Origin of the sequence: Streptomyces sp. NPDC001373, assembly GCF_042895815.1 — a bacterium.
In the GTDB taxonomy this organism is placed as follows: Bacteria; Actinomycetota; Actinomycetes; order Streptomycetales; family Streptomycetaceae; genus Streptomyces.
This window is the reverse complement of sequence record NZ_JBIAWQ010000002.1, coordinates 318,355-341,405: the sequence shown is the minus strand read 5'-3', so window position 1 is coordinate 341,405 and position 23,051 is coordinate 318,355. Positions and strand designations below refer to the sequence as shown.

Sequence of the window (23,051 nt, the reverse complement as noted above, 5' to 3'; positions counted from 1 at the left end):
CCGCCCACTCCAGCGCCCACCGGAAAATACCTGGTCAGAACGGTCAAACCCGGCTGAACGGGCGTACAGTGAAAACACCGGGAGTACTTCGCACACCGGCTTCCATGCGGGTGTCGTTTCCGGCGATCGCCTAGAAACCGGGCTGCCGACGGGCAGTCCGGGGGCAGGTCCACACCATGACCAGCACCCTCGACCGGACCGCGCCCCGCGATCTCGCCTCAGATCTCCCGGCCCGCTTGTCCCTCACCCCGAAAACCACGCTCGCCGGCCAGCTGGACGGTGCCTGGTGGCCCTACTCCCGCAACCTCGAAGCCGAGCTCCCACCACTCGCCGCCGCCCTGGAGGAACCCTGGGGTCGCATCACCCGCGTCACCGTGAATCCCACCCGATGGCTCGCCGTACCGCACACGGTTGCCGTGGGCGGGCGCACGCTGCACGTGGGCTGGTTCACCGAGCAGGACCCCGACAAGCTGATCCTGCTCTCCTACACCGTCGGCCGCTGGGACCTCCTCGTCATCCCGCCCGAGACCGCACCCGCAGCTGCGGCCCGTCTGCTGGCCGCCGCAGCGATCCCGGGCAGCGTCCTCACCGCGGGCGCGCTCATGGCCAACGAAACCGCCATCGAGCGCGGCACCCGCGATGTCGCGCGCCGGGAAGCCACCTGGGAGGGCGAAGGCGGAGCCTGCATGTCCCCCTTCGGGGACGCGATGGGACGAAGCTCCCAGCCACTGTCCGCAAGCGGCTGGAGGTGAGCTCAGTGGAGACCATCGTCTTCATCGCGGCGATCATCCTCATGATCGGCATCGGAGCGTGCTGGATCCACCTGCTGAACGCCCGGCACGCCGCGCGGATCGAGACCCAGCACTTCAGCGACCCCCTGCCGAGGGCTCCGGGCCTGCCGGACGACACCGGTCGTCGAGCCCACCACAGAGATGCCGGTCGGGGAGGGACGGCCCTTCCTCCGACCGGGGTCGGCAGGCGGCGTTCCACGGCGCCCCCGCCGTCGACTTCCCGCGCACTCCGAAGTCGACTTCCCGTGCACTCCGAAAGGGAACACGCCCGCATGAAGTACATCGAGACCGAGACACTGCCGTCGCTCGGAGAGGCCGAGGTACGGATCATCGCGAACACACCCGAGGCCGCCCGAGCTGTCGCGCAGGCGCTCCGCCACCGCTTCGCGGGCAAGGAGCAGCGCAGCTATCCCGGCCTCAACGGGGACACCCGCCTGCACCTCACCGTGGACACGGCAACATCCGCCGGCCCGGCACGCTCCTGGTTGGCCACCATCCGAACCCCCGTCGGCGCAGGCACCCACTCCGACGAGATGTGAGAGCCCCGACGGGCCTCGGAAGCCACCCCGGACGCGAAAGGACGGGTCATGGCCACTCTGGGCGAACGCAAGACCTACCGCGCGCAGGTGCTCCGGGCCCTGTACGAAGCCGTCGAAGGCAACCGCCTCCTCGGCATCACCGGGGCGCAGCTGCGGCGCGACCTCCGCATACCGGGACAGGACCTGGCCGCCGCCTGCACCTACCTGGCCGGTGAAGGCCTGATCACCGTCGACTGGGAACCGGGCAACACCCCCGCGATGGTCACCCTCACCCACGAGGGAATCCGGCGCCTGGAGGCCGAGGAGGAAGGGGCGGTCTAGCGAAGGAGCGGCCTAGATGCGGGCGAACTCCTCGGTCTGGTGGGCGAATTCCTGAGCTATGGCGGCGCTTACCGTGGGCCTGGTTTCGCGGATCGTGCGCAGGTAGTCCTCGGTGGTGGGGCGGACCCGGGCTCCGGTGTCGAAGGTGCGCTCGAACTGGGCTTGGGAGACGGTGCGCGCCACATGGGCGATGTCGGCGGGGGTGAACCCCTCGCTGGCTGACGCCAGCGCCGTGCTGTCGCCCTCCGCGCCCGCTCGGGCCAGGTAGCTCTCCCACAGCTCGGTCCTGGCGCGGTGGTCGGGAGGACCGATCGGCAGCACGTAGTCGAAACGGCCGTGCCGCAGGAACGCGGAGTCGAGCGTGGTCACGTTGTTGGTGGCGCAGACGAGCAGCCGCCCGTCCTGGCCCCGGAACCGGACGATCGCCTTGAGCAGTTCGTTGACGACACCGACCGCGGTCGCGTCCGCACCGCTCCGGGTTCCCGCGATCTCCTCGACCTCGTCGATGAAAACCAGGACGTGGTCGAGCCGGGCGATCTCGTCGAAGCGCCGGTTCAGCCCGCTCGCCAGCCCGTACTCGGCGGCCAGCCGGGCGGGGAACAGTTCGAGGAAGGGCCATGCCAGACGGCTGGAGATCGCGTGCGCGAACGTGCTCTTCCCCGTCCCGGGCGGCCCGAACAGCATCACCGCCCGCGGCAGCTCCACGCCGTGCTGGGCGGCCAGCTCGGGACGGGCCAGCGGCAGGATCAGGCGCCGCTCGATGAGCTGCTTCTCCCTCTGCATGCCCGCAACCTTCTGCCACAGCCCCCCGGGCGTCAGTTCCGCCCCGAGCGAGGACAGCATGTCGGCCGCGTGGGGAGTCACCGGCCCGCGCTTCTCGAAGAAGACCACACCCGGGCGGGCACGGAAGCCGCAGTCGTGCAGGGCTGCGGCACCGGTCCCGCCCTCGGGCAGGACCGCGTGCACCGTTCGGACGCCACTGGCGAACAGCCGGTGCTCCAATGCCGTGATCAGGTCGCTGCCCAGCCCCTGGTGCCGCCAGGCGGGCTCCATGCAGATGCGCAGGATCCACGACTGGTCGCCCTCCACCCTGCTCACCGCGGCGCCGACCACCACCTCGTCAGCTGTGGCCACCACTGCCGGGTGGAGGGCTTGGAGGGCCGCCACCGCGTCCGACAGCGGGAAGAGGGGCGGCTCTTCGGCCGTACTGCTCTCCGCATCGACCCGGATCACTGCTTCGAGATCGTCCGGGGTGTAGTCCCTGACACGCCAACCCGTCATGGTCAGCTCCGCATGTTCGGCCGTGCTCCCATCATCGGCCGAAGTCCGCGGGACGCGCACGCCGGGCGAACGGTGTGGTCCGTGACCTCCGTGGGCACCGGCTCACCGGGGAATCCGGGTCGTGGAGCCCGGCGGGCGTGGAAGCCGTGTGGCGTGCCCGGTCGCCGGGGAGCATCCTGGAGGCCACGCCGCCCGTGCAGTCGGCCGTCGGCCGCCGCCCGGTTGGAGGCAACAGGATGACCGTCGGAGGGCACGGGAACCCGGACCGCTCGGAGAGCTTCGGGGAGGCTCTGCTCGGGCTGCTCCTGGACCGGGCGCACGAGCTGCCGCCGCACATGGTCGGCCCGCTCGTCGCCGAGACGGTGGCCCGGATGGGGGGCCGCGAAACACGGATCCTGCTCCAGGACTACGGACAGCAGCAGCTGGTCTCCCTGCCCGCCGGCGGCGTGGCCGCCGGTGATCCGCAGCCCATCGACCACTCCGAGGCCGGGCGGTGCTTCCTGGAGTCACGCCCGGTCGAAGTCCCGACGGCCGACGGCGTACGGGTCCACCTGCCCCTGCTGGACGGCGGCGACCAGGTGGGGGTCCTCGCGGTCACCCTGGACGGGATCGACGACGACGCCCGCCGCGTCCTGCGCAGGATCGCGGGCCTGGCTGCCGACCTGTTGGAGACCAAGAACGGCTACACGGACCTCTTCTTCCGGACCCGCCGCAGCGAACCGATGAGTGTCGCCGCGGAGATCCAGTGGTCCCTGCTGCCCCCGCTGTCGATGGTGATGCCGCGCGTCGCGGTCGCCGGGGTCCTGGAGCCTGCCTACGCCGTGGCAGGTGACAGCTTCGACTACGCCCTGAACGGCAACGTCCTGCACCTCGCCATGATCGACGCCATGGGGCACGGCCTGGACGCGGCCACGATGGCCACGGTGGCCATCGGCGCGTACCGCCACGCCCGCCGGATCAGCATCGAGCTGTCCGAGATCTACCTCTTCATGGACCGGGCCGTCGCCAAGCAGTTCGACCCGGACCACTTCGTGACCGCCCAGATGATGCGCCTGGACACGAACACGGGGCGTCTCCAGTGGGTCAACGCGGGTCATCCAGCGCCGATGCTGATCCGCGCGCACCGCGTCATACACCGCCTGGACAGCCCCACAACCCTCCCCGTCGGCTTCGGAGGGGACCAGCCGCAGGTCAGCACGGTGGCGCTGGAGCCGGGCGACCGCGTCCTCTGCTTCACCGACGGCCTGGTCGAAGAGCACGAAAGCGGGCAGGAACAGTTCGGCGAGGAGCAACTGATCGACTGGGTGAACCAGCTGGAGCAGGCCGACTACGGGATCCGCACGGTGGCCCGGGACCTGTCCCACACCCTCAAGAGGGCACGCGGCGAAACCACCTCGGACGACGCGACGCTCGTCCTGCTCGAGTGGCGCGGATGACGGAAGGCCGTGCCACAACGTGCCAGGAGAAGCGGCAAACAGCGGTCAGGAAGGGTATGTCCGCGCCCCGCGCCGAAACACTCGCATGGGGATGTTCTTGCAGGTCAGAGGCCGTGTGGCGGTCAAAGCGCCGGGGATTCCCAAGCTTACAGCGCGGGTTCGATTCCCGTCATCCGCTCCACGGCAAAGCCCCAGGTCAGCGACCTGGGGCTTGTTTATTGTCTAGACCTATCGAGGCCCGCGTGCCATTCGCGTGCCATAACCACCCTCGCCGTGCGTCAGATTGGGCCCAGACTCGTACGCAGCAGGTTCAGGAAGACAGCGCCGGCGGGGCTGGAGGGGCCGTCCGTCCGCCAGGCCAGAGCGACCCGGCCGCGTAGCCGCGGCTCGGTGATCTCCAGCGTGCGCAGCCCGAAGGCGGACGCCGCGCCCGCCGGGAGGGCCGGAACCACCGCCACACCGAGACCGCGGGCAGCGAGCTGGGCAAGGAACAGCGGAGCGGCTGCCTCGAAGGCGATGCGGGGCTGGAACCTTGCCTGTGCACACGCGCGGTCGAGGACCCCGCGGATGCCCGTGCCACGCGGCAGGCTGATCAGCGGGCGATCGCGGAGCTCGGCCAGCGGAATGTCCGTGCGGTCCGGGGGCGTGAGGGCGGAGTCGTCCGGGGCGACGGCCGCGACCAGGGGTTCGTCGACCAGGACCTGTACGGCGATGCCCGGCGGGGGTTCCTCGTCCGCGAGTCCGATCACGGCGATGTCGAGTTCCCCTCGGTGCAGCGCGGCAAGCATCCGCTCCGAGGTGTCCTCGGTCAGGGCGATCTCCACCTTGGGGTGGTCCTTGTGGAAGCCGGCCAAGACGGTCGCCAGGTCGAACTCATGGGCTGCCGCGGCCGCGCCCGAGACGAGTCCGAGGGTAACGTGACCGCGCAGCAATCCGGTGAACTCGTCTGCGGTCTGGCGGACCGCTTCGACGGCGCTGATCGCGGCCCGCGCGTACGGCAGTACGGCCTCGCCCACCTCGGTCAGGGTCACCGACCGGCCGGAGCGGTCGAGCAGCGGGTGCCCAAGTTCCTTTTCGAGCTGCCGGACTTGGGCGCTCACCCCCGGCTGCGCCAGGTGCAGACGCGCGGCGGCGCGGGTGAAGTTGGCTTCCTCCGCGACCGTGACGAAGTACCGTAGCTGCCGAATGTCCATAACCGATCATTCTAATTGCGAGACATGCAAACTCTTGGACTTATGGCGGGAGGGCCAAGAGCCTTGAGGCCATGGGGAACACGACGCACCGCAGACCAGCGGCGGAGATCAGAGCCGCGATCGCTACCGAACGCCGGGAGCTGGCGGCCGTGTTGGGCGACCTGTCGGCCGAGGAGTGGGACGCGCCGACCCTGTGTGGGGGGTGGCGGGTACGGGAAGTCGCGGCCCACATGTCGATGGGGTTTCGGTACTCGCTCTCCAAGATGGCGTGGGAACTGATCAGGGCGCGAGGCAACCTCCACCGGATGACCGATCGATGCGCCCGCAAGGACGCGGCCACCCATTCGACGCGTGAGCTCGCCGCATTGCTGAGTGACAACGCGGATCACCCCTGGAGGCCGCCGGTCGGCGGGATCGAGGCGGCCTTGGGCCACGATGTGATCCACGGCCTGGACATCACGGTCGCACTAGGCCTGGACCGCCGGGTTCCCGAGGATCACGTGCACATCCTCCTGGAGAGCGTCAACGCCAGGACCCTCAAGTTCTTCGGAGCCGACCTCGGCGGCATCGAACTCCGCGCCGACGACCTCGACTGGCGCTTCGGTACCGGAACGCCTCTGTCCGGCGCCGCACAGGATCTCCTCCTGCTTGCATACGGACGACGGCTCCCCCCAGGGCGCCTCCGCGGCGAACTGGACGATCGCTTCCTCGCTGCGCAGGCGTGACGGCGGCAAACCCCGGACGGGCACCTGCCTTCCCGCCGGTGACGCACCCCACGTCTGGCTCGGTCCTCCTGTGCCTCCACCCCTCAGGGCCGTCGACCGGACCTGGCTGAACAAGCACCCATTTACTGGAGCCAACGAACATGTGCATCCGAGCCCTCCAGGGACTCGCCCTGCTCGCCACCGGCCTCCTCGCCGGCGCATTCGGCTACGGCGCGGCCAACCTCGTCCCCACCTTCAACGCTGTACCGCTCGACATGCGGCTGTCATTCCACGCCGAGCTGATGAAGATGAACGGCATCACCATGCAGGCGGCGATGGCCGTGTCGACGCTGAGCTCCTTCACTCTCGCGGCCCTGAAACGCGGCCGCGCCAGGCTGATCGCGGGTACGGCAGGACTGCTGACCTTCGCGTCCTTCCTGATAACCCGGCTCGGCAATGTGCCGATCAACGGCCGGATCAAGGAATGGGCGCGCACCTCGGCACCGGTCGATCACGCGGAGATCCTGCGGCGCTGGGAACTCTTCAACAACCTGCGCACACTCACCGCCCTCACCGCGTTCACTCTGCTGATCATCCTCTCCCTGAGGCAACCGCCGACTGACCGGAAGCAGCCGCAGACCACCACAGACTGAAGAGTTCCGAGCCCGCGCCCCATGCGTCACCTCCGTCGAGGAGCTCCGCCTGCCGCTCGCGGGAGCAATTTTCTGCACGGTGACACCCGCATGGGATCGGTGTACGAAACACCGCGGCAGGAAGGCGCTCAGAGCAGGTGCAGTGGCGGTACGACCAGGACCACGGCGAGGAGGCGCGGCCTCATCCTCGGGAGCGCCTGGGTCTCGAACCATCCGCCGGAGGGGAGCATGTGACGGCGAGCCGTACCGGGGGTGGGATCGCGGAGTTCGGCCGGGTCGATGCCGAGGTTGGCGAGCTCGACGATCCGGTCGGCGACGGCCGTCACCTCGTCGCGCACGACCTTCGGGCATCCGACCTCGTCCTCGGCGTGGAAGGCGTACTCCCACACCCAACGGTCGTCGGTCACCGGGCGACCTCGCCGGCGGTACGGATGCCCGCCTCGGCGGCGGCGGCATGGCGAATGCGGCTGATCTCGGCAGCGACGTCGCGCGCCTCGCCGAGGTCGGTGACCTCTCCGGCCCGCGCCTCTAGCGCGCGGAGCCGGGCGGCGGTCTCCGGGTGCCGGGCAATGGCCACCTCGACGGCCCATGCCTCCGTGAAGGTGCGGAGAGGAACCGCGGACACCTCAGCACGCGCGCGGGCGGTGCTGGCCGCGCGATCGCGGTCGAAGTCGGCGAGCAGGTGCGGAGCAACCTCGGCGAGGACGGCGCGGATCGCCTCGGGTTGGGCGGGCGGCTGCGGGACGGCGGACGGCTGGGGCGCGGTGCTCATGCGGCTTCAGTCCTCTCCTCCTGATCCGGTTCGCCCGCCTGGTAGGCATTGGCGAGGGTGGTGACGTGCTGGCGGGACCATCCGACGCGGCGGCCTACCGCGACCTTCTGCCCGTAGCGCTCGACGGAGCCGATGCGGCCCGCCGTGCGGTTGAGGTACGCCTGCGCCCGTGCGAGAGCCTGCTCGGCCCGGCGGACGGCTTTCAGAGCCTCGTCCAGGTCGGTCTTCTCGTCGTCGGTCAGGGGGTCACTGATGGCTCGCACAACCCGAGCATAAACCGTCATATCACCTTGACGCTATGAAGCCGCAGTCGTGGTCCACAGGAGCCCGGCCGCGCGTTACCGACCGCCGGATTCCTCGGCCCGCGAGGCCCAGGGCATCCGGCGGTCCCACCGACACGGGCCTGCGTCATCGTCCAGCCCTCTCAGGGCCTGCCGCGCCCTCCGCGTGCCCCATCTGTGCCCTTCAGAGCGGTGAACAGCGGTCACCACCAGCGCAGACAGCCCCTCACGAGAGGCCCGGCAGCAGGCTGTATCCGCAGTTCAGAGGGCATACAGACAGTCGGAGCGACGTAGATTCCCAAGCTTATAGCGCGGGTTCGATTCCCGTCATCCGCTCTTGAGAGAAGGCCCAGGTCAGCGACCTGGGCCTTCGTCGTTGTCTAGACCTATTGGGGGCTGCCGTGCCCTCCGTGTGCCCTAACTCAGGTATACGCCCCGTCCATGGCGCTGCCCCCGCACCATTATTTAGGTGGTGCGGGGGCAGCTCCGTCTCAATATTCGGGCGGGCGGCTCTGTGATCCGCCCCACTTCCAGCCGAGGGAACGTTCCTCCGCAGGCGCAAATGCGAGTGTCAACGCACGACGGAGAGCTGCGGCCTACGGGAGGCCGCCGCACCACGGGCACCACCGCGCCCGCCCTCCTGGGCCATGACCACCAGGCCGAAGATCAAGTCACTGAGGTCGGCTGATCGCAGGTCGAGGTCACGGGCGACTTGGGCCAACGGCATGCCCTCCGCTCGAAGTGCGGCGAAGACCTTGCCCAACACCTGGGAGGTCTCCCGCGTGAGTGTGCTCTGGGGTTCCGACTTCCGGTAGCCCATGCGACTGAGCTCGACGCAGTGTGTGCGGTACTGCCATTCGGTGGTGAGGTTGAGTTCGTGCAGGCGGTGGGCGAGTGCCATGGCGGCGACCTTCCAGCGGCGCTTCGCCTGGAGGATCCAGGTGGTGCTCGGGTTGCGAGGGGCGTACGCCAAGACGTCTGCGGCCGGCATGAGCAGGGCGGCGGCGAAGCGGTGGGCTTCCCCTTCGGCCTGGGGCCCGTGGGGGACCTGCTCCTCGCCATGCAGAACCAGATGCCCCAGCTCATGTGCGGCGTCGAAGCGTCCGCGCTCGGCGGTCTTCTCGGTGTTCAGCAGCACGAACGGGATGCCGCGGTCCCAGAAGGAGAAGGCGTCCACTTCCGGGCAGTCCCGGGACAGCGAGAACACGCGCACGCCGTGCGCTTCGAGCAGGTGAACCATGTTGGGGATCGGGGCGACCCCCAACCCCCATCGAGTGCGGACCAGTTCGGCGGCGCGCTCGGCGGGGCAGTTCTCGGCACCAGCCTCGCCCGGAAACACCGGTTCGTTGTCGCTGCCGAGACGGCTGAACGAGGTCAGGGACGGAAGGTCTGGCGCCGGCAGCTTGAAGCGAGCCCGGATCCAGTCCTGCAAGATCCGGGCGAGGCGACCACTGCTCAGGGCGATGTCCCGTTGTGAGGCCGTCATCTTGCTCAGCGCCCTGAAGCTGACCGACTCGACGGGCAGGTCGGCAACCTCTTCGGCGACAAAGAAGGACTCAGGGAACTCCAGAGCCTCAGCAAGGCTGGCCAGGGAGGCCGGGGGAGGGTAGGCCCGGCCGTTCTCGTAGTCGGACAGCCGGCGGGCGGTGAGTCCGACCATCTGGGCGAGACGGGTGACGGTGAGCCCGCGGCGCTTGCGCGCCAGGACGAGCCGGGATGCGGTGGTCATGGGAGTGCCAATGGGTTGTGGGGTGGACGATCAGCCCAGACGCTCGATCGGGATGTCGATGCCGCCTTCGCCGTCGTCGTCGTTCGGGAACGGGTTGAAGCCCTCGAAGTCGATGTAGGGGAAGATGATCCGCTCGTGCCAGCTGTCGATCTTGCCACGACTCCCCGGGTTGGTCGGCAGCGACAGCTCGTAGTAGAGCCGCGTGCCCGTCAGGGTGTTCACGTGCTGGTACAGGAGGAACCAGGTCGGGATCCCCTCTCCGACTCCCTGAGACTCGGGTTCGGCCTCGTAGCCAGGGATCACCAGCTGTCGATTGGTCTCAACCCGGCGGATGACCGCCGTGCCCTTCGAGTAGCGGGTGGCAGGGGTGAGCGCGGCGTAGCCGGTGGCCTTGTTGCCGCTGGAGGCGGTGATGGCGAAGTCTTCTTCCGGCGACAGCAGGAGCGAGACGTTCTGAGGGCTCACGCTGCGCCATCCGTCAGGGATGTACGCCTCGCGCAGGAAGCGGATGGCCCTGCCCCAGAAGATGTTGCCCGGGAGCGAGACCGGGTCGAGGGGCGTGCAGAAGTTGCGTTCCGCCTCGGCGCGCCGCAGCACGTTCTCGATGGCTTCGGCCGAGAGCCCCAGGTCTGCGAGACGGTTCTGGCCGCGTGAGTCCTCAACGTGCATGACTGCCATATTCAGCCCCTGACCACGGAGTGCAATTTCCGGAAATCCTCCCTCATTCGAGGAAGGAAATCAAGAAGCGCTGCTGGTCAGTCGACTACCCGGTCAGAGCCGGTCGTGAACCGCTCTGACCGGGGACGTAAGGGATCTCAGTCGGACCCGACGCCAGTCGCACGTCCACGCAACTCACGAACCCTGGCGTCGATGCCTCCGGCTACCTCCTGCCGACATTCGTCGTCGGAGTGCTGGTAGATCATCGCGGCCTTCTCCGAGGACTGGCCGGCGCGGACCATCGTGTCCTTCAGCATGGCGCCGGACTGGGTGGAGAGGGTGTGGCCCGTGTGCCGGAGGTCGTAGAAGCGGAAGTCCTCAGGCAGGCCCACCGTCGCGCGGGCCTTCGCCCACTTCCGGCCGAAGGTCGTCCGCCGGAAGGGTGCTCCCTTCTCCCCCACGAACAGCAGCCCGTCGGGCTCCTTCTCCGCGAACCAGTCCAGGTGCCGCTTGACCTCGATGGGGAGGAAGGCCGGCAGGTGGATCGTCCGGACGCCGACCGCGGACTTGGTGTCGCCCTCGGCGCGGCGGCGTCACACTGCTGCCCTCGCCGGCACCTTCACCGTCCTCGACGACCTGGCCGTCTTCCTGCGCTACATGCTCGACCACACCACAGCCCCTGCCGAGGCCGGCTTCGGCGCCGAATGGAGCCCCCGCTCCCTCACCGTGCAGACCAGCGGCCTCCAGCCCGAACGGGGCCTGTTCTGGCACCCCGCCCCCAGCACCACCGACGAACACGACGTCTGGGTCCACTACGGCTTCACCGGCACGGGTATGGGGATCTCCCTCGCCCAGGACCGATGTGCGGTACTGCTGACCAACAAGCTCTACTACACCCGCGACCGCCAGCCGCTGACCGAAGTCCGCAACGCCTTCCGCCAGGAGGCATCCGCCTGACCCAGGGCAGAACGCCGATGTCTCACCCACCGAAGCCTTCGCCGCCGTCTCGACCGCGTCAAGACACACAGGGCTGATCCGACCCACTCCTTCCCGCGTCAGCCCCGTGACGCCCAACAGCCCGCGAGGTCCTGCGCGTGCGCCGCGCTCCACCCTCGCCGGCGACCTCTCCCCGCCCGGGACTCGAGAGCACCGCGACGACTCCGTACCGGGGCCGGCCGCCGCCCGACCTGCCGACCGCCTCTCTTCCGAAACACCGCATTCGGAGTGCATGAATACCTGTGCTCGCGGCCTGAGATTTTAACGACCCTCGCGGAGAGGGTTTTTGCCAGCGGCGCCCGGGCGAAATATGTGACGCGCAAAGACTACGGGGACGTGCTAATGTCTATCTTAGTTGCAGTTTTGGTACCCAAAAAAGTTCGAGTGCTCCCGTCGGCCGTACGCCGCTCGGAAGCGCTTTACATTTCCGGCATTTTCCGGGCAGGGCATCATCGCGGCGACACGGCATCCGTAGGGTACGGATGGCCGGTGTACTGCCCCAAGGAGATACGACATGACTGCTGGCACCGTGAAGTGGTTCAACGCGGAAAAGGGTTTCGGCTTCATCGAGCAGGACGGTGGCGGCGCTGACGTGTTCGCCCACTTCTCGAACATCGCCGCCCAGGGCTTCCGCGAGCTGCAGGAGGGCCAGAAGGTCACCTTCGACATCGCGCAGGGCCAGAAGGGCCCGACGGCGGAGAACATCGTCACCGTCTGACTCTGACGCGCATCTTGCAGCTGGGGCCCGCATCCCTCGGGGTGCGGGCCCCAGCTGCATGCATTTCCGCAGTGACCACTCCTGCCGGAACCCCACCTCAAGGTACGCGACCCCCTCTTCGGAGCCGTACTCCTCGATGCCCCGGATCGAATTCCGCGCGCATTCCCTTTTTGCCCGCGTCGCCACGAGCTTTCCGTGCGCCACGTTCGCTTTCGCTTCTCGAATTCCATTCGGTCCGTACCTGTGATTCTGCATGCTGCTCTTACGCTGCGGACCTCCTTGATGCGTGCCGTGTCAAGGAAGGTTCTGAATGAACCCCACACGTACGAACAGCCGCTCTTCCAGCACCCGCCGCAACGGGGCTCCCGTTTTCGGCTCCCCCTCCGGTTCGACCCGGGGCGGTCGCTTCGGTGTGTCGTCCGCCCCGAGCCGTTCGGGTGCTCCCCGCCGCTCGGGAGGTCAGGGCCGGCGGCCCGCCCCGGTACAGGGGGAGTTCGCCCCGCCGAAGACGATCACTCCGGCGCTGCCCGCCGTCGAGACCTTCGCCGACCTGGCTCTGGACCGGCGCCTCCTGGCCGCGCTCGCCGCGCAGGGAGTGGCGGTCCCGTTTCCCATCCAGGGCGCGACGCTGCCGAACTCCCTGGCCGGCCGAGACGTCCTGGGTCGCGGCCGGACCGGCTCCGGCAAGACCCTCGCCTTCGGCCTGGCCCTGCTGGCCCGGACCGCCGGACAGCTCGCCGAGCCCCGTCAGCCGCTGGCGCTGGTACTGGTCCCCACCCGGGAACTCGCCCAGCAGGTCACCGACGCCCTCACCCCCTACGCCCGCGCCGTGAAGCTACGCCTGGCCACCGTCGTCGGCGGAATGCCGATCGGCCGCCAGGCGAACGCGCTGCGCGGGGGCGCCGAGGTCGTCGTGGCCACCCCCGGCCGCCTCAAGGACCTCATCGACCGCGGTGACTGCCGACTGGACCAGGTCGCGATCACCGTCCTCGACGAGGCCGACCAGATGGCCGACATGGGCTTCATGCCGCAGGTCACCGCGCTCCTGGACCGGGCCCGCCCCGAGGGCCAGCGGATGCTGTTCTCCGCGACCCTGGACCGCAACGTCGACCTGCTGGTCCGCCGCTACCTCACCGATCCCGTCGTCCACTCCGTCGACCCCTCCCAGGGCGCGGTCACCACGATGGAGCACCACGTCCTGCACGTGCACGGCGCCGACAAGCACCGGCTGACGACGGAGATCGCGGCACGCGAAGGCCGGGTGATCATGTTCCTGGACACCAAGCACGCCGTGGACCGCCTTACCGAGGACCTCCTCGCCTGCGGTGTGCGGGCCGCCGCCCTGCACGGCGGGAAGTCGCAGCCGCAGCGCACCCGCACCCTCACCCGCTTCAAGACGGGGCACGTCAGCGTCCTGGTGGCGACGAACGTCGCCGCGCGCGGCATCCACGTCGACAACCTCGACCTCGTCGTCAACGTGGACCCGCCGACCGACCACAAGGACTACCTCCACCGCGGCGGCCGCACCGCGCGAGCCGGCGAGTCCGGCACCGTCGTCACCCTCGTCACCACCAACCAGCGTCGCGGGATGACCCGACTCCTGCAGGACGCCGGCATCGTGCCGAAGACCAGTCAGGTCCGCTCGGGTGAGGCAGAGCTGATCCGGATCACCGGCGCCCAAGCCCCCTCCGGCATCCCGGTCACCATCACGGCACCGGCGCCCGAGCGCCCCAAGCGCAGCACATCCTCCTCCCGCGGCCGCCGCAGCCCCGCCTCGGCCGCCCGGCGCACCGGCGCCCGTCGGCCCGCCTTCGCCGCGGCGGCGGCCTGAGAACCACCTAACCCGGAAATTCGCCCATCTGTGCAGGAGGCATATCGTGACGCTGGTCCGGATGCAGCCCGGCTCGTCGAGCACCAGTTCTGGACCTCAGACGCTCCACGAGGTCATGGAGGTGGCCGGACCACAGGTCTGCGATGACATGACGGTCGAAGTGGCCCTGGCCGTGATGGCCAGTGCGCGCATCGGGCACCTCCTCGTCTGCGACGACGACGGCCTGTGCACCGGGCTGGTCACCCGGGCCCAGCTCCTCGCCGTCCGCGACAGCGACGCCTACGACGACCAGATCCGGTTGCGCGCCGTACCCGGCGACCGAGGGCTGTTCGCCTCGCCCCTGACCACGACGGCCGAAGCCGAACGCGCGATGCGCCACCGCAGGCTCGACGTGCTGCCCGTCGTCGACGAACAAGGCAGCGCCCTGGGCGTCCTCGCCCTGGCCCGCTGAACCGCCTCGCCACGGCTGAACCGTCCCTCCTTCTTCCTGTGAGGCATCATGCGCTGTGTCATCGCCCGCTTCCCCTTCGACCTCACCAAGAGCGGCGTCCTGCAGTCCGTGCAGGGTGTCAAACCCGAGCCGGCCCTTGGCGAGTCCGTGATCATCGGCCGCCGCACCTACCCCGCCAAGCAGGTCGGCCAGATCATCACCCGCCAGGACCGCCGCAACTTCACCGCCGGTGAGGTCCTCCGCGCCATGGCCAAGCTCGGCTTCACCTGCCGCAGCCTCCCCCAGAACACCGCGCCCGCCCGCGGCCTCGACCCCCTCCCGCATGCTTCCGCGATGCTCGGCTCCCCGGCCGTCTGACCGGGGATCAGCGGGTGCGGCACCGGCTTGACGAGGGAGGGGCCTGATCATGGGAGGCTGCAGGATGAACATCGGCCGGGGGATCACCCCGACCGTCCCGGGGTCGCCCTCCTACGGTGCCCGCGCCAAGGAACGACGTCCTTGTCGATGGGCTGGACCAGGCGCAGGGCGTCGAGCCGGGTGAGTCGGCGCTCCAGGAGCAGCGCTCGCCAGATCCCGGCAGGTGGTTCGTGACGCGGTACGGGGTCAGTGATCGGAGTAGCTGAAGTCGCCCATGGTCCAAGCGCTCACGTCCGCGATCGAGACGCGGTACATCCCGCCCGTCTCCGGGATCCCGACCGTGCCCTGCAGGATCCGCGCCATGTGGAAGTGCAGATACGCGGGCGGCCCGTCCCTCCGGGTCGGTGCGGTGAAGACGGCGGAGAACTCTCCCAGGCGGTCGGAGTCCGCCAGGACCTCCGAGACCCGCTGCCTCCATACCGCTTCGGGCGCCAGCCGGCCGGTGATGACCGTGCCACCGGTGACCACCGTCAAGGACATCTGATTGCTCTGCCCGGACTCCACCAGCGCGGCAACGTCCACGAGCAGCTCGTCAAGCTTCGACATAAGAGCCGATACTATTCAGGGCTCGTCCCGTCCTCTCAACGGGTCGGGCCCCCCGGGCAGAGCCGTCAACGCTTTCCCTTCAAAGGCACACCCCGTGAGTACCGAGACATCACGTGACCACCAGGTGTCCTCTCTTCCCCTCCGACGGGTGCTCGCGGCCGAGACGTGTGCTACCAAGGGGGGCGCCAGCCGTCGGTTAGCGGCTTCCTCGCCGTCCGCGACCGGTGGCCCAGGCAGAAACGCAGGCTCAGACCCGTCGAACGCTCCCGGCCCGTGCGGCGTCGCCTGAACGCTACCGCCTCGGCGCGACAGCAGTCGTCCCGGACATGTACTCCGTCCCGGGACGACACACGGACGTCATGGCCTTCAGGCTCCTGACCTGCGCCCCCGTGCCCGCGACGGTTCCCCTCGTCCATCACCACCCCCGAAATCTCCGCCGCCCCCTCCGGCTGCGCCGCACTGACGCTGGTCCCTGTACCGGGCTGCACCAGAAGAGAGGGGGCGGTCTACCGCGGGAGGGGGGCGCTTACGGTCTTCCCTCCAGAGGCCCGGGAAGTCACCGAGGTCGCTGTGGCGAGCCGGTCGACCATGGGCCACCCGAAGCCTCCAGTTCCGCCGTCGAGGTCGGGGGTACGCATGCGCGGGGCATGGGGGCTGGGGTCGTGCACGGCCACCTCGATGCCGTCCGGACGGGCGGCCAGGTCCAGGACGCAGGTGCCGCCACCGTGCCGCAAGGCATTGGTGACGAGTTCTGAGACCACTCCTGCGCACCCACCTGCATCACTGCCCGAAGCCGATTACCTCGTTGCTGGGCACACGAAAATCTATATTGGCCAGAGTAGACATTGGACAGTGGCGTGGCTATGGTTTCTTCCGTAGCCGAGAAGGACAGCAGGGCCTGGCAGAGACGAACTGCCGGCAAGCAGTACCAGCAGTACAGGTAGTTGCAGTTCGCAGGACGGTGCGGCGGCGGAGTTTCGAAGCCAGGGTTGTTGCAGGACGGCGACGGGACTGGCGGCCGGACCGGGTGGCCCGCAGTGATCAGGGGCCGCCGCACGGGACCGCGGTCATGGCATGTGCGGTACCCGTGAGTGCGCAGTTCACAGCAGTGAAGTAATGGAGCGGTACCCCTGGTGAAGGCGTCGGCTGCGGGCGCGCGCACCAGGAGGTTCGGCAGTGGGGTTCCAAGCCAGAGCAGATGCAGGACGGCAACGGGGCTGGCTGCCGGAGAGTGGCGCTGTAACAGGCCACTGAGCGGTTCGCACCACCAGCAGTACCCGCAGTAGGGCAGTACCAGTAGTAGGCAGTACCCCGATGGTAGGTAGTTGATCACCGAGGGAAGAACGGAGGAACGAAGCACCATCAGGATCGCCCGGACGGAAGTCTTGAGTCCGGGTACCGCAGGACATCGATAGTGAGGTGGTCTCCGGCGGTCAAGCAACCGCGATCCCCGCACGCCCGACAGCAACTGGGTCGGGTACGCGGACACAGAGGGCCGACGCGGTATCAGGGTCGGCATGTGGTGTAGAAGTTCCTTCGGGGCCCTGGTGCCAGTACGGCACCAGGGCCCCTCCGCGCGTTCCAGAGAGAGGTGCAGATGACAGCAGATGACTCGTACGGCCGACTTGACGACGACGACTACCCCGCCTACACCATGGGCCGGGCCGCCGAAATGCTCGGCACCACCCCCGCCTTTCTGCGGGCCCTGGGTGAGCACCGTCTGATCACCCCGCTGCGTTCCGAGGGCGGCCACCGCCGCTACTCCCGGTACCAGCTCCGCATCGCCGCCCGGGCCCGCGAACTCGTCGACCAGGGCACCCCGATCGAGGCCGCCTGCCGCATCATCGTCCTCGAAGACCAGCTCGAGGAAGCCCAGCGCATCAATGCCGCGTACCGCCGCACCACCGAAACGGCCCACCCATCGGCCGTGGCTTGAGGGAGTTCGACCGCAGTCGACATCGGCCGACGATGCGACTCAAGGGCTGGGCAGAGGATCGATCACGAGCAGTTGCTTGCGCGAGATTCGCCTCCATGCCGGCACTACCAGTGGCCGGGCAGGTGCAGTACGGCCAGACTGCGCGGAGCACTGACAAGTTCCTTCCGGCCCGGCCAGTCCTCCACGAAGTTCCCGATGAGGGACGGACTTTCCCATGACGCGACGGGAGCGCGTGTTGACGGCCATGGTGTTGGCGGTGACCCGCTCGACCTCCAGGTCCGTGAACCCCTTGCGGACCAGGGCCTTGGCCCCCTCGGTGGCGTAACCGTGCCCCCAGGCCGCCTGGTTCAACCGGTAGCCGAGTTCGACCACGGCAGGGCTCTCCTCCTCCAGCGGCCGGAGCTCGAACCAGCCCAAGAAGGTACCGGTGTCCTGCTCCTGCGCCGCCCAGTAGCCGCAGGGCCTCCAGCACCGATAGTCGTGCAGGAGCCGCGGAAGGGCGACCGCACCCACGCTATAAAGAAGCCCGCCGGTCACGACCAGACAGACCACGGCCACCCCGCCGCTGTGCAGGAAGTCGGGCAGGTATCGCACGGGCGCCCAGCCCAGAGCCAGGTAGCAGGGGGTGTACAGCCAGCGGGGAGCTCCGACCCACAGAACGCGGAAGGCGATGCCGACCACAGCGCCCGCCCACACGATCCACAGCAGGAAGGACCACTGGTCGCGGGAGAGCAGAAGCACGGCGAGGGGGGGTGCATGTGCCGGCGATGATCACGAAGATGTTGGCGTGGTCGAGGCGGCGCAGAACGGCCTCGCCGAGTGGTCCCCAGGTGCCGAGGTGATAGACGGCGCTCGTCCCGAACAGCAGCCAGGCCGTCACGGAGTACACGGTGCAGGCCAGCACGGCTCGTGGCGTCCCTGCCAGGCAGATGAGGACGATGCCCGCGGCGAGCGACGCGGGGACCATGCCGGCGTGAAGCCAGCCACGCAGTTTCGGCTTGATCGGTTCCTGTTCAGTCGCATCACGATCCGGTCCTGGCCGTCTGCCAAGAACCGAGCCCGTGGAAGTCGAGGATTCAGCGAGCCGTCGAGCGCTGCCGGCGCGGCTCAGGCCGTCGAAGAGTCCGGCGGCTGAAGACCGCGGCCTTCCTGCCGCCGCTTCCCTCATCGCGCCGCAGACCATGCACCGACGTGCCAGTAGCCAACAGTGAGCAGCGGCCAACAAGAACACAGGGAGCCGCCGGGTCGAGACGAGGTCACCTGCTCCAGATGATGCCCAGGCTCATGGTGAGGGTTCGGTTCCCGGCATCCGCTCCACAGCGAAGCCCCAGGTCAGCGACCTGGGGCTGTTGCTTTTCGGCGAGGTCCTTCTCAGCTACCGCGCGCTGCGGACGTGAACGGCCGTACTGGATCCGCGTGGGCGCATACTGGCAGGAATGACAAAGCCAAGTGCACCGAAGCGCTTTTTGCCCACCAGCCCCTTCAAAGCCCCGGTCACGCTGCCTCCGAAGCGGTTCGCCGTAGGCGACCAGGTCACACACGACGTGCACGGCCTCGGCCGGGTCACCGGCATCGAGGGCGGGATAGCGGCAGTCGTGGATTTCGGCTCGACGCAAGAGCGGATCTTGAGTCCGTACGCCAAGATGAGCAAGCTGTAGGACCGCCGTGCCTGGTCACGGCACACCAGTTCCGTTCACGGACCCGCAAGGAAGAAGACCCCTCTCATCGACCTGACCTCGCCGTTCTCCGCTCCGGTGGAGACGTTCCCCTGCGCCGCCGCAGCATCGCCGCATCCCACCACACATCCCTTCCAGGCGCCCGACTTCGGGGAGATCGAAGCCTTCCTGCTCGACGAAGACGTGCAAGCGTCAGCCTCTGGCGCGAGTGCGGCTCGACGCGAGGCAGGCTAGCTCCCACTCGCGACGACGGCTTCGGCATCGGGCTACGAGGCGTATCCGTTTCCGTCTCCCTCCACGGCGTGCGTCGACCAGCTCCGTGCGACTGCGACGGACTCTGATACGTCACCAAGCGAGGCTGCGGTGAGCGGGCGCATGCGCGTGGTGGCAGGGATGAGGTCGGCCACGAACAGCACGATGCCGATGAAGAGCAGGTAGAGGAGACCGTCGACGACGGCGCCGATGATGCCGAGCGCGATCACGACGGTGGTCACGGCCAGCAGAAGGCGACACGAGGGGCACATCCCCGGTCGGGTGGGAAGCGCAGCGGGCGAGCCGGCTGAGCCGGTCCCACCGTCGCACCGTCCAGGCGAACGAACACCAGACAGTGGCGCATGGGCGGACCGACCCGGATCGCGGCCATGGCCGGCTCGTCGGTGCCGGCGTCGACGTAGATCGCTCCCAGGCTGCCTTCCCGGTGGGACCAGGTCCGGCTCGCGACTCGGCAACCCCCGCGCCCCCTTCCGGCGAGGGCCGGGAACGGGATTCCGCCACACGAGTGGTCATGTACACCGCAGAAACGATCACGCCCGCGCCAGGGCATGCACCACGGGCTTCCCGTGGAACGTTGGTGTCGCTCCCACCGGAAAGGCCGATGGGACGGGAGAACGGAGCGAGCCATGAGCACGACCGCAGGGCTGCCCACGGGTGTCGTAGTGATCAGCCCCCCTGAGGGCTCGCCCTGTCCGGAGAAGACGCTGGGCCTCTGGCGGCACTACGACCGTGGTGGCGAGGCGTACGGAATCGGCGCCGGTCACACGGTGGACCTCAGCCTTCTGCCCCTCCCCAACGGCGCCAGCATGTCCAAGAACGTGTCGTCCTGGGAGAACCGCACGGACAGCGACGCGAAGCTGATCAGCAAGAACGCCACGCGCATCCTGAAGGCCGGCGACAAGCTCGAAGAGCCCAGGGAGCACAACGACACGGTGGAACGAGTCGAGTGGGCACTCTGACCCCCACCGGCTGACCCGCGGGGCGGGCAGACATCCGCGGACCGTCCGCCCCGCATCCGTTCGCCCCCACCCGGATTCACGTTCTCGGAGGTTTCGGACGACCTCCCCGAGACGGTCCGGGGGACACTCCGCCGGGGAGGGTTCAATATCTGTGCCCGCCGCCACAGAATTTACCGGACGTCGCGCACAGAGTTTTTACCCTGCCACACACGGTGTGAAATTCACCGGACGAAATCCTCCACAGCGTGCTACTGTCGATCCAGTTGCAGTTTTGGTACCCAAGATTTCGAGCGGATTCGACCGGCCCACGCCGCGCCGAAACGCTTCATATTTCCGGTTGTTTTCCGGCAGGGCATCATCGCGGCGACACGGCACCCGCACAGTGCGGACGCCGGCGTACTGCCCCAAAGGAGAAGAACATGGCTGCTGGTACCGTGAAGTGGTTCAACGCGGAAAAGGGCTTCGGCTTCATCGCGCAGGACGGTGGGGGCGCTGACGTGTTCGCCCACTACTCGAACATCGCCGCGCAGGGCTTCCGGGAGCTCCAGGAAGGCCAGAAGGTCACCTTCGACATCGCGCAGGGCCAGAAGGGCCCGACGGCGGAGAACATCGTTCCCGCCTGACGCCTACCCGCGCTTCGCAGCTGGGGCCCGCATCCCTCGGGGTGCGGGCCCCAGCTGCACGTATTCAACACGGCAATTCAGCCCGTACGGGCACACGGCGTCATGGCCGCCCACCCGGCGGCCATGACAGCCGGATCGCGTGGTGTCTGAACTCGCCCGGCCGCGGTCGCGGTCCCCGTTCCGCTGGAATACGGCAGGGCAGTCCGGCATCCGCATTTTCATTCGGCCGTTCTCGTGATTTCCTGCCCTGGTCTCGATCGCGGGAATTCCCTGATACGTGCCGCACCAGGGAAGGTTCCGATGAACCCCACACGTACGAACGACCGCTCCCACCGCACTCACCACCGCTCGGGCACGCCGGCAGCGGGTCGCTCCGACGCTCCCCGCCGCAACGGAAGCCACGGCCGCCGACCCGCCGCGGGACAAGGCGAGTTCGCGCTGCCGGAGCCCCGCACGCCCGCGCTGCCCGCCGCCGGCGCCTTCGCCGACCTCGACATGCCGGCGGCCCTGCTGGCCGCCCTCGGCGCGCAGGGCGTGACCGTGCCCTTCCCCATCCAGGCAGCCACGCTGCCCAACACCCTCGCGGGCCGTGACGTGCTCGGCCGCGGCCGCACCGGCTCCGGCAAGACCCTGGCCTTCGGTCTCGCCCTGCTGGCCCGTACCGCCGGTCAGCGCGCCGAACCGCGCCGCCCGCTCGCCCTCGTCCTCGTCCCCACCCGCGAGCTGGCCCAGCAGGTGACCGACTCCCTCGCCCCGTACGCCCGCGCCGCACAGCTGCGCATGACCGCGGTCTTCGGCGGCATGCCCCTGCGCAGACAGGCCGGCGTGCTGCGCGGAGGCGCGGAGGTCGTCGTGGCCACACCCGGGCGGCTGAAGGACCTCGTCGACCGGGGCGCCTGCCTGCTCGACCAGGTCGGCATCACCGTCCTCGACGAAGCCGACCAGATGGCCGACATGGGGTTCATGCCCCAGGTCACCACGCTTCTGGACCAGGTGCGGCCCGGGGGGCAGCGGATGCTGTTCTCCGCCACCCTCGACCGGAACGTCGACCGGTTGGTCCGCCGCTACCTGACCGACCCGGTCGTGCACTCGGTGGACCCCTCCGCCGGTGCGGTGACGACGATGGAGCACCACGTGCTGCACGTCCACGCCGCCGACAAGCACCGGACGACGACGGAGATCGCGGCGCGCGAGGGCCGGGTGATCATGTTCCTGGACACCAAGCACGCCGTCGACCGACTCACCGAGGACCTGCTGAACAGCGGGGTACGCGCCGCCGCCCTGCACGGCGGGAAGTCGCAGCCGCAGCGCACCAGGACGCTGGCACAGTTCAAGACCGGCCACGTGACGGTGCTGGTCGCGACGAACGTGGCGGCACGCGGCATCCACGTCGACGACCTCGACCTCGTCGTGAACGTCGATCCTCCGACGGACCCCAAGGACTACCTCCACCGTGGCGGCCGTACCGCCCGCGCAGGGGAGTCCGGCAGCGTCGTCACCCTCGTCACCCCCGGCCAGCGGCGCGACATGACCCGCCTCATGGCGGCCACGGGCATCACCCCGCTCACCACCCCGGTCCGATCCGGCGAGGAAGCCCTGAACCGCATCACCGGTGCCCAGGCACCCACGGGCGTACCCGTCGTCCTCACGCCGCCGGCCGGCGAGCGTACGAGGCGGGACGCGTCTGCCCGCACCCGGCGCGGACCGGCTCCGACCGACCGGCGCAGGGCGCGGCGCCCCGGGTTCGGCCCGGCGGCGTGAGAACCACATGATCAGAAAACTGGCACATCTCTGCAGGAGGCACCTTGTGACGCTGGTCCGGATGCAGCCCCGCGCGTGCGACGACGGTCCCAGCCCTTCGCACCGGACGGTGGACCAGGCGATGGAAGCGACCGGTCCGCAGGTCTGTGACGACATGACGGTCGAAGTGGCCCTGGCCGTCATGGCCGGCGCCGGCACCGACCGCCTGCTCGTCAGCGATGAGCACGGTCTGTGCACCGGGCTGGTCGGCCGCGCCCGGCTCGCCGCCGTCCGCGACAGCCCGGCCTGGACCGACGGGGCCCGGCTGCGCGACGTCCTGGGCGACCCCGGGCCGTTCCCCTCGCCCATGACCACGATGGCCGACGCGGAACGGGTCATGCTCCACCGCAGGCTCGACGCGCTTCCCGTCGTCGACGAGGAAGGCAGTGCCGTGGGCATCCTCGCCCTCGTGCCCTGAACCGCCGCACCCTCGCCCTCGCCCACGCCCTTCCCCTTCTTCCTCCCGTG

26 protein-coding genes and 4 pseudogenes are annotated in these 23,051 nt (G+C 69.0%); 17 read left to right on the top strand and 13 right to left on the bottom strand.

The features are described from left to right. Nucleotides 1–176: 176 nt before the first annotated feature. The 3 genes from ACFY15_RS06970 (at nt 177) to ACFY15_RS06960 (ending at nt 1,651) form a co-directional block, all read left to right on the top strand. Entirely contained in the window at nt 177–752 is a 576-nt protein-coding gene (locus ACFY15_RS06970) for a DUF5994 family protein (RefSeq protein ID WP_390686340.1), read from the top strand. A gap of 311 nt (nt 753–1,063) precedes the next feature. Then, nucleotides 1,064–1,330: a hypothetical protein gene (locus ACFY15_RS06965; protein WP_390686389.1), complete on the top strand. Its 267-nt coding sequence runs from the start codon at nt 1,064–1,066 to the stop codon at nt 1,328–1,330. Nucleotides 1,331–1,378: 48 nt separating this feature from the next. Continuing rightward, nucleotides 1,379–1,651, top strand: coding sequence for a hypothetical protein (locus ACFY15_RS06960; RefSeq protein WP_390686339.1), 273 nt, complete (start codon nt 1,379–1,381; stop codon nt 1,649–1,651). Nucleotides 1,652–1,663: 12 nt separating this feature from the next. Here ACFY15_RS06960 and ACFY15_RS06955 read toward each other — a convergent pair whose 3' ends face one another. Then, nucleotides 1,664–2,932 carry an ATP-binding protein gene (locus tag ACFY15_RS06955; RefSeq protein ID WP_390686338.1) on the bottom strand — a complete coding sequence of 423 codons (1,269 nt, stop codon included), beginning with the start codon at nt 2,930–2,932 and terminating at the stop codon, nt 1,664–1,666. 236 nt (nt 2,933–3,168) lie between these two features. Here ACFY15_RS06955 and ACFY15_RS06950 point away from each other — a divergent pair, with 236 nt between their 5' ends. Continuing rightward, complete coding sequence (locus tag ACFY15_RS06950) at nt 3,169–4,368, top strand: PP2C family protein-serine/threonine phosphatase (protein ID WP_390686337.1); 1,200 nt, start codon at nt 3,169–3,171, stop codon at nt 4,366–4,368. A gap of 278 nt (nt 4,369–4,646) precedes the next feature. On the opposite strand, the gene ACFY15_RS06945 is transcribed toward ACFY15_RS06950, so the two are convergent. Then, complete coding sequence (locus ACFY15_RS06945) at nt 4,647–5,561, bottom strand: LysR family transcriptional regulator (RefSeq protein ID WP_390686336.1); 915 nt, start codon at nt 5,559–5,561, stop codon at nt 4,647–4,649. Between the two features lie 71 nt (nt 5,562–5,632). On the opposite strand from ACFY15_RS06945, the gene ACFY15_RS06940 reads away from it, so the two are divergent. Both ACFY15_RS06940 and ACFY15_RS06935 read left to right on the top strand, forming a co-directional pair. Then, entirely contained in the window at nt 5,633–6,286 is a 654-nt protein-coding gene (locus tag ACFY15_RS06940) for a maleylpyruvate isomerase family mycothiol-dependent enzyme (RefSeq protein ID WP_390686335.1), read from the top strand. A gap of 140 nt (nt 6,287–6,426) precedes the next feature. Further along, nucleotides 6,427–6,918, top strand: a complete 492-nt coding sequence (locus ACFY15_RS06935) for a DUF1772 domain-containing protein (RefSeq protein ID WP_390686334.1) — start codon at nt 6,427–6,429, stop codon at nt 6,916–6,918. 128 nt (nt 6,919–7,046) lie between these two features. Here ACFY15_RS06935 and ACFY15_RS06930 read toward each other — a convergent pair whose 3' ends face one another. The 6 genes and pseudogenes from ACFY15_RS06930 to ACFY15_RS06905 form a co-directional block, all read right to left on the bottom strand. After that, a complete protein-coding gene (locus ACFY15_RS06930) occupies nt 7,047–7,325 on the bottom strand; it encodes a hypothetical protein (protein WP_390686333.1) in 279 nt (92 codons plus the stop codon). Further along, entirely contained in the window at nt 7,322–7,690 is a 369-nt protein-coding gene (locus ACFY15_RS06925; RefSeq protein WP_390686332.1) for a hypothetical protein, read from the bottom strand. Before ACFY15_RS06925 ends, ACFY15_RS06930 begins: the two co-directional genes overlap by 4 nt. After that, a complete protein-coding gene (locus ACFY15_RS06920) occupies nt 7,687–7,953 on the bottom strand; it encodes a hypothetical protein (protein WP_390686331.1) in 267 nt (88 codons plus the stop codon). Before ACFY15_RS06920 ends, ACFY15_RS06925 begins: the two co-directional genes overlap by 4 nt. Nucleotides 7,954–8,542: 589 nt before the next feature. Beyond that, on the bottom strand, nt 8,543–9,700 hold the full coding sequence (locus tag ACFY15_RS06915; protein WP_390686330.1) for a helix-turn-helix domain-containing protein: 1,158 nt from the start codon (nt 9,698–9,700) through the stop codon (nt 8,543–8,545). 30 nt (nt 9,701–9,730) lie between these two features. After that, nucleotides 9,731–10,369: a hypothetical protein gene (locus tag ACFY15_RS06910; RefSeq protein WP_390686329.1), complete on the bottom strand. Its 639-nt coding sequence runs from the start codon at nt 10,367–10,369 to the stop codon at nt 9,731–9,733. A 146-nt stretch (nt 10,370–10,515) separates the two neighbouring features. Next, a pseudogene (locus ACFY15_RS06905) lies at nt 10,516–10,947 on the bottom strand (tyrosine-type recombinase/integrase); the annotation flags it as partial. 16 nt (nt 10,948–10,963) lie between these two features. Between ACFY15_RS06905 and ACFY15_RS06900 the strand changes: the two are divergent. The 5 genes and pseudogenes from ACFY15_RS06900 to ACFY15_RS06880 form a co-directional block, all read left to right on the top strand. Further along, nucleotides 10,964–11,314 (top strand): annotated as a pseudogene (locus ACFY15_RS06900) (serine hydrolase); the annotation flags it as partial. A 553-nt stretch (nt 11,315–11,867) separates the two neighbouring features. Beyond that, complete coding sequence (locus ACFY15_RS06895) at nt 11,868–12,071, top strand: cold-shock protein (RefSeq protein WP_266976802.1); 204 nt, start codon at nt 11,868–11,870, stop codon at nt 12,069–12,071. Nucleotides 12,072–12,381: 310 nt separating this feature from the next. Beyond that, complete coding sequence (locus ACFY15_RS06890) at nt 12,382–13,902, top strand: DEAD/DEAH box helicase (RefSeq protein WP_390686328.1); 1,521 nt, start codon at nt 12,382–12,384, stop codon at nt 13,900–13,902. Between the two features lie 46 nt (nt 13,903–13,948). After that, on the top strand, nt 13,949–14,353 hold the full coding sequence (locus tag ACFY15_RS06885) for a CBS domain-containing protein (RefSeq protein WP_390686327.1): 405 nt from the start codon (nt 13,949–13,951) through the stop codon (nt 14,351–14,353). A gap of 48 nt (nt 14,354–14,401) precedes the next feature. Continuing rightward, a complete protein-coding gene (locus tag ACFY15_RS06880; protein ID WP_390686326.1) occupies nt 14,402–14,710 on the top strand; it encodes an SCO5918 family protein in 309 nt (102 codons plus the stop codon). 246 nt (nt 14,711–14,956) lie between these two features. Here the strand turns inward: ACFY15_RS06880 and ACFY15_RS06875 are convergent, their stop codons facing one another. Together ACFY15_RS06875 and ACFY15_RS06870 are read right to left on the bottom strand one after the other, a co-directional pair. Continuing rightward, nucleotides 14,957–15,316, bottom strand: a complete 360-nt coding sequence (locus tag ACFY15_RS06875) for a hypothetical protein (protein WP_390686325.1) — start codon at nt 15,314–15,316, stop codon at nt 14,957–14,959. Nucleotides 15,317–15,822: 506 nt separating this feature from the next. Continuing rightward, nucleotides 15,823–16,077 (bottom strand): annotated as a pseudogene (locus ACFY15_RS06870) (ATP-binding protein); the annotation flags it as partial. 836 nt (nt 16,078–16,913) lie between these two features. Here ACFY15_RS06870 and ACFY15_RS06865 point away from each other — a divergent pair. Then, nucleotides 16,914–17,252 (top strand): helix-turn-helix domain-containing protein, encoded by a 339-nt coding sequence (locus tag ACFY15_RS06865; protein ID WP_390686324.1) that lies wholly within the window; start codon nt 16,914–16,916, stop codon nt 17,250–17,252. 39 nt (nt 17,253–17,291) lie between these two features. Here the strand turns inward: ACFY15_RS06865 and ACFY15_RS06860 are convergent, their stop codons facing one another. Next, nucleotides 17,292–17,993, bottom strand: coding sequence for a hemolysin III family protein (locus ACFY15_RS06860; RefSeq protein WP_390825113.1), 702 nt, complete (start codon nt 17,991–17,993; stop codon nt 17,292–17,294). A 64-nt stretch (nt 17,994–18,057) separates the two neighbouring features. After that, nucleotides 18,058–18,219, bottom strand: a pseudogene (locus ACFY15_RS06855) (hemolysin III family protein); the annotation flags it as partial. A 469-nt stretch (nt 18,220–18,688) separates the two neighbouring features. On the opposite strand from ACFY15_RS06855, the gene ACFY15_RS06850 reads away from it, so the two are divergent. Continuing rightward, a complete protein-coding gene (locus ACFY15_RS06850) occupies nt 18,689–18,910 on the top strand; it encodes a hypothetical protein (protein WP_390686322.1) in 222 nt (73 codons plus the stop codon). A 284-nt stretch (nt 18,911–19,194) separates the two neighbouring features. Here ACFY15_RS06850 and ACFY15_RS06845 read toward each other — a convergent pair whose 3' ends face one another. Beyond that, nucleotides 19,195–19,422 (bottom strand): hypothetical protein, encoded by a 228-nt coding sequence (locus ACFY15_RS06845; protein ID WP_390686321.1) that lies wholly within the window; start codon nt 19,420–19,422, stop codon nt 19,195–19,197. 405 nt (nt 19,423–19,827) lie between these two features. On the opposite strand from ACFY15_RS06845, the gene ACFY15_RS06840 reads away from it, so the two are divergent. The 4 genes from ACFY15_RS06840 (at nt 19,828) to ACFY15_RS06825 (ending at nt 23,001) form a co-directional block, all read left to right on the top strand. After that, complete coding sequence (locus ACFY15_RS06840; protein ID WP_390686320.1) at nt 19,828–20,160, top strand: peptidase inhibitor family I36 protein; 333 nt, start codon at nt 19,828–19,830, stop codon at nt 20,158–20,160. Between the two features lie 419 nt (nt 20,161–20,579). Further along, nucleotides 20,580–20,783, top strand: a complete 204-nt coding sequence (locus tag ACFY15_RS06835; RefSeq protein ID WP_390686319.1) for a cold-shock protein — start codon at nt 20,580–20,582, stop codon at nt 20,781–20,783. Between the two features lie 300 nt (nt 20,784–21,083). Continuing rightward, nucleotides 21,084–22,544 (top strand): DEAD/DEAH box helicase, encoded by a 1,461-nt coding sequence (locus tag ACFY15_RS06830; RefSeq protein ID WP_390686318.1) that lies wholly within the window; start codon nt 21,084–21,086, stop codon nt 22,542–22,544. Nucleotides 22,545–22,590: 46 nt separating this feature from the next. Beyond that, nucleotides 22,591–23,001: a CBS domain-containing protein gene (locus tag ACFY15_RS06825; RefSeq protein WP_390686317.1), complete on the top strand. Its 411-nt coding sequence runs from the start codon at nt 22,591–22,593 to the stop codon at nt 22,999–23,001. Nucleotides 23,002–23,051 lie beyond the last annotated feature (50 nt).

Bases quoted from the DNA above. Each gene is read 5' to 3' on its own strand.
- ACFY15_RS06945 (WP_390686336.1), bottom strand. From the start codon at position 5,561: ATGGACATTCGGCAGCTACGGTACTTCGTCACGGTCGCGGAGGAAGCC.
- ACFY15_RS06925 (WP_390686332.1), bottom strand. From the start codon at position 7,690: ATGAGCACCGCGCCCCAGCCGTCCGCCGTCCCGCAGCCGCCCGCCCAA.
- ACFY15_RS06960 (WP_390686339.1), top strand. From the start codon at position 1,379: ATGGCCACTCTGGGCGAACGCAAGACCTACCGCGCGCAGGTGCTCCGG.
- ACFY15_RS06890 (WP_390686328.1), top strand. From the start codon at position 12,382: ATGAACCCCACACGTACGAACAGCCGCTCTTCCAGCACCCGCCGCAAC.
- ACFY15_RS06940 (WP_390686335.1), top strand. From the start codon at position 5,633: ATGGGGAACACGACGCACCGCAGACCAGCGGCGGAGATCAGAGCCGCG.
- ACFY15_RS06965 (WP_390686389.1), top strand. From the start codon at position 1,064: ATGAAGTACATCGAGACCGAGACACTGCCGTCGCTCGGAGAGGCCGAG.
- ACFY15_RS06910 (WP_390686329.1), bottom strand. From the start codon at position 10,369: ATGCACGTTGAGGACTCACGCGGCCAGAACCGTCTCGCAGACCTGGGG.
- ACFY15_RS06895 (WP_266976802.1), top strand. From the start codon at position 11,868: ATGACTGCTGGCACCGTGAAGTGGTTCAACGCGGAAAAGGGTTTCGGC.
- ACFY15_RS06935 (WP_390686334.1), top strand. From the start codon at position 6,427: ATGTGCATCCGAGCCCTCCAGGGACTCGCCCTGCTCGCCACCGGCCTC.
- ACFY15_RS06835 (WP_390686319.1), top strand. From the start codon at position 20,580: ATGGCTGCTGGTACCGTGAAGTGGTTCAACGCGGAAAAGGGCTTCGGC.
- ACFY15_RS06865 (WP_390686324.1), top strand. From the start codon at position 16,914: ATGACAGCAGATGACTCGTACGGCCGACTTGACGACGACGACTACCCC.
- ACFY15_RS06850 (WP_390686322.1), top strand. From the start codon at position 18,689: ATGACAAAGCCAAGTGCACCGAAGCGCTTTTTGCCCACCAGCCCCTTC.
- ACFY15_RS06955 (WP_390686338.1), bottom strand. From the start codon at position 2,932: ATGACGGGTTGGCGTGTCAGGGACTACACCCCGGACGATCTCGAAGCA.
- ACFY15_RS06875 (WP_390686325.1), bottom strand. From the start codon at position 15,316: ATGTCGAAGCTTGACGAGCTGCTCGTGGACGTTGCCGCGCTGGTGGAG.
- ACFY15_RS06950 (WP_390686337.1), top strand. From the start codon at position 3,169: ATGACCGTCGGAGGGCACGGGAACCCGGACCGCTCGGAGAGCTTCGGG.
- ACFY15_RS06880 (WP_390686326.1), top strand. From the start codon at position 14,402: ATGCGCTGTGTCATCGCCCGCTTCCCCTTCGACCTCACCAAGAGCGGC.
- ACFY15_RS06840 (WP_390686320.1), top strand. From the start codon at position 19,828: ATGAGCACGACCGCAGGGCTGCCCACGGGTGTCGTAGTGATCAGCCCC.
- ACFY15_RS06970 (WP_390686340.1), top strand. From the start codon at position 177: ATGACCAGCACCCTCGACCGGACCGCGCCCCGCGATCTCGCCTCAGAT.
- ACFY15_RS06915 (WP_390686330.1), bottom strand. From the start codon at position 9,700: ATGACCACCGCATCCCGGCTCGTCCTGGCGCGCAAGCGCCGCGGGCTC.
- ACFY15_RS06830 (WP_390686318.1), top strand. From the start codon at position 21,084: ATGAACCCCACACGTACGAACGACCGCTCCCACCGCACTCACCACCGC.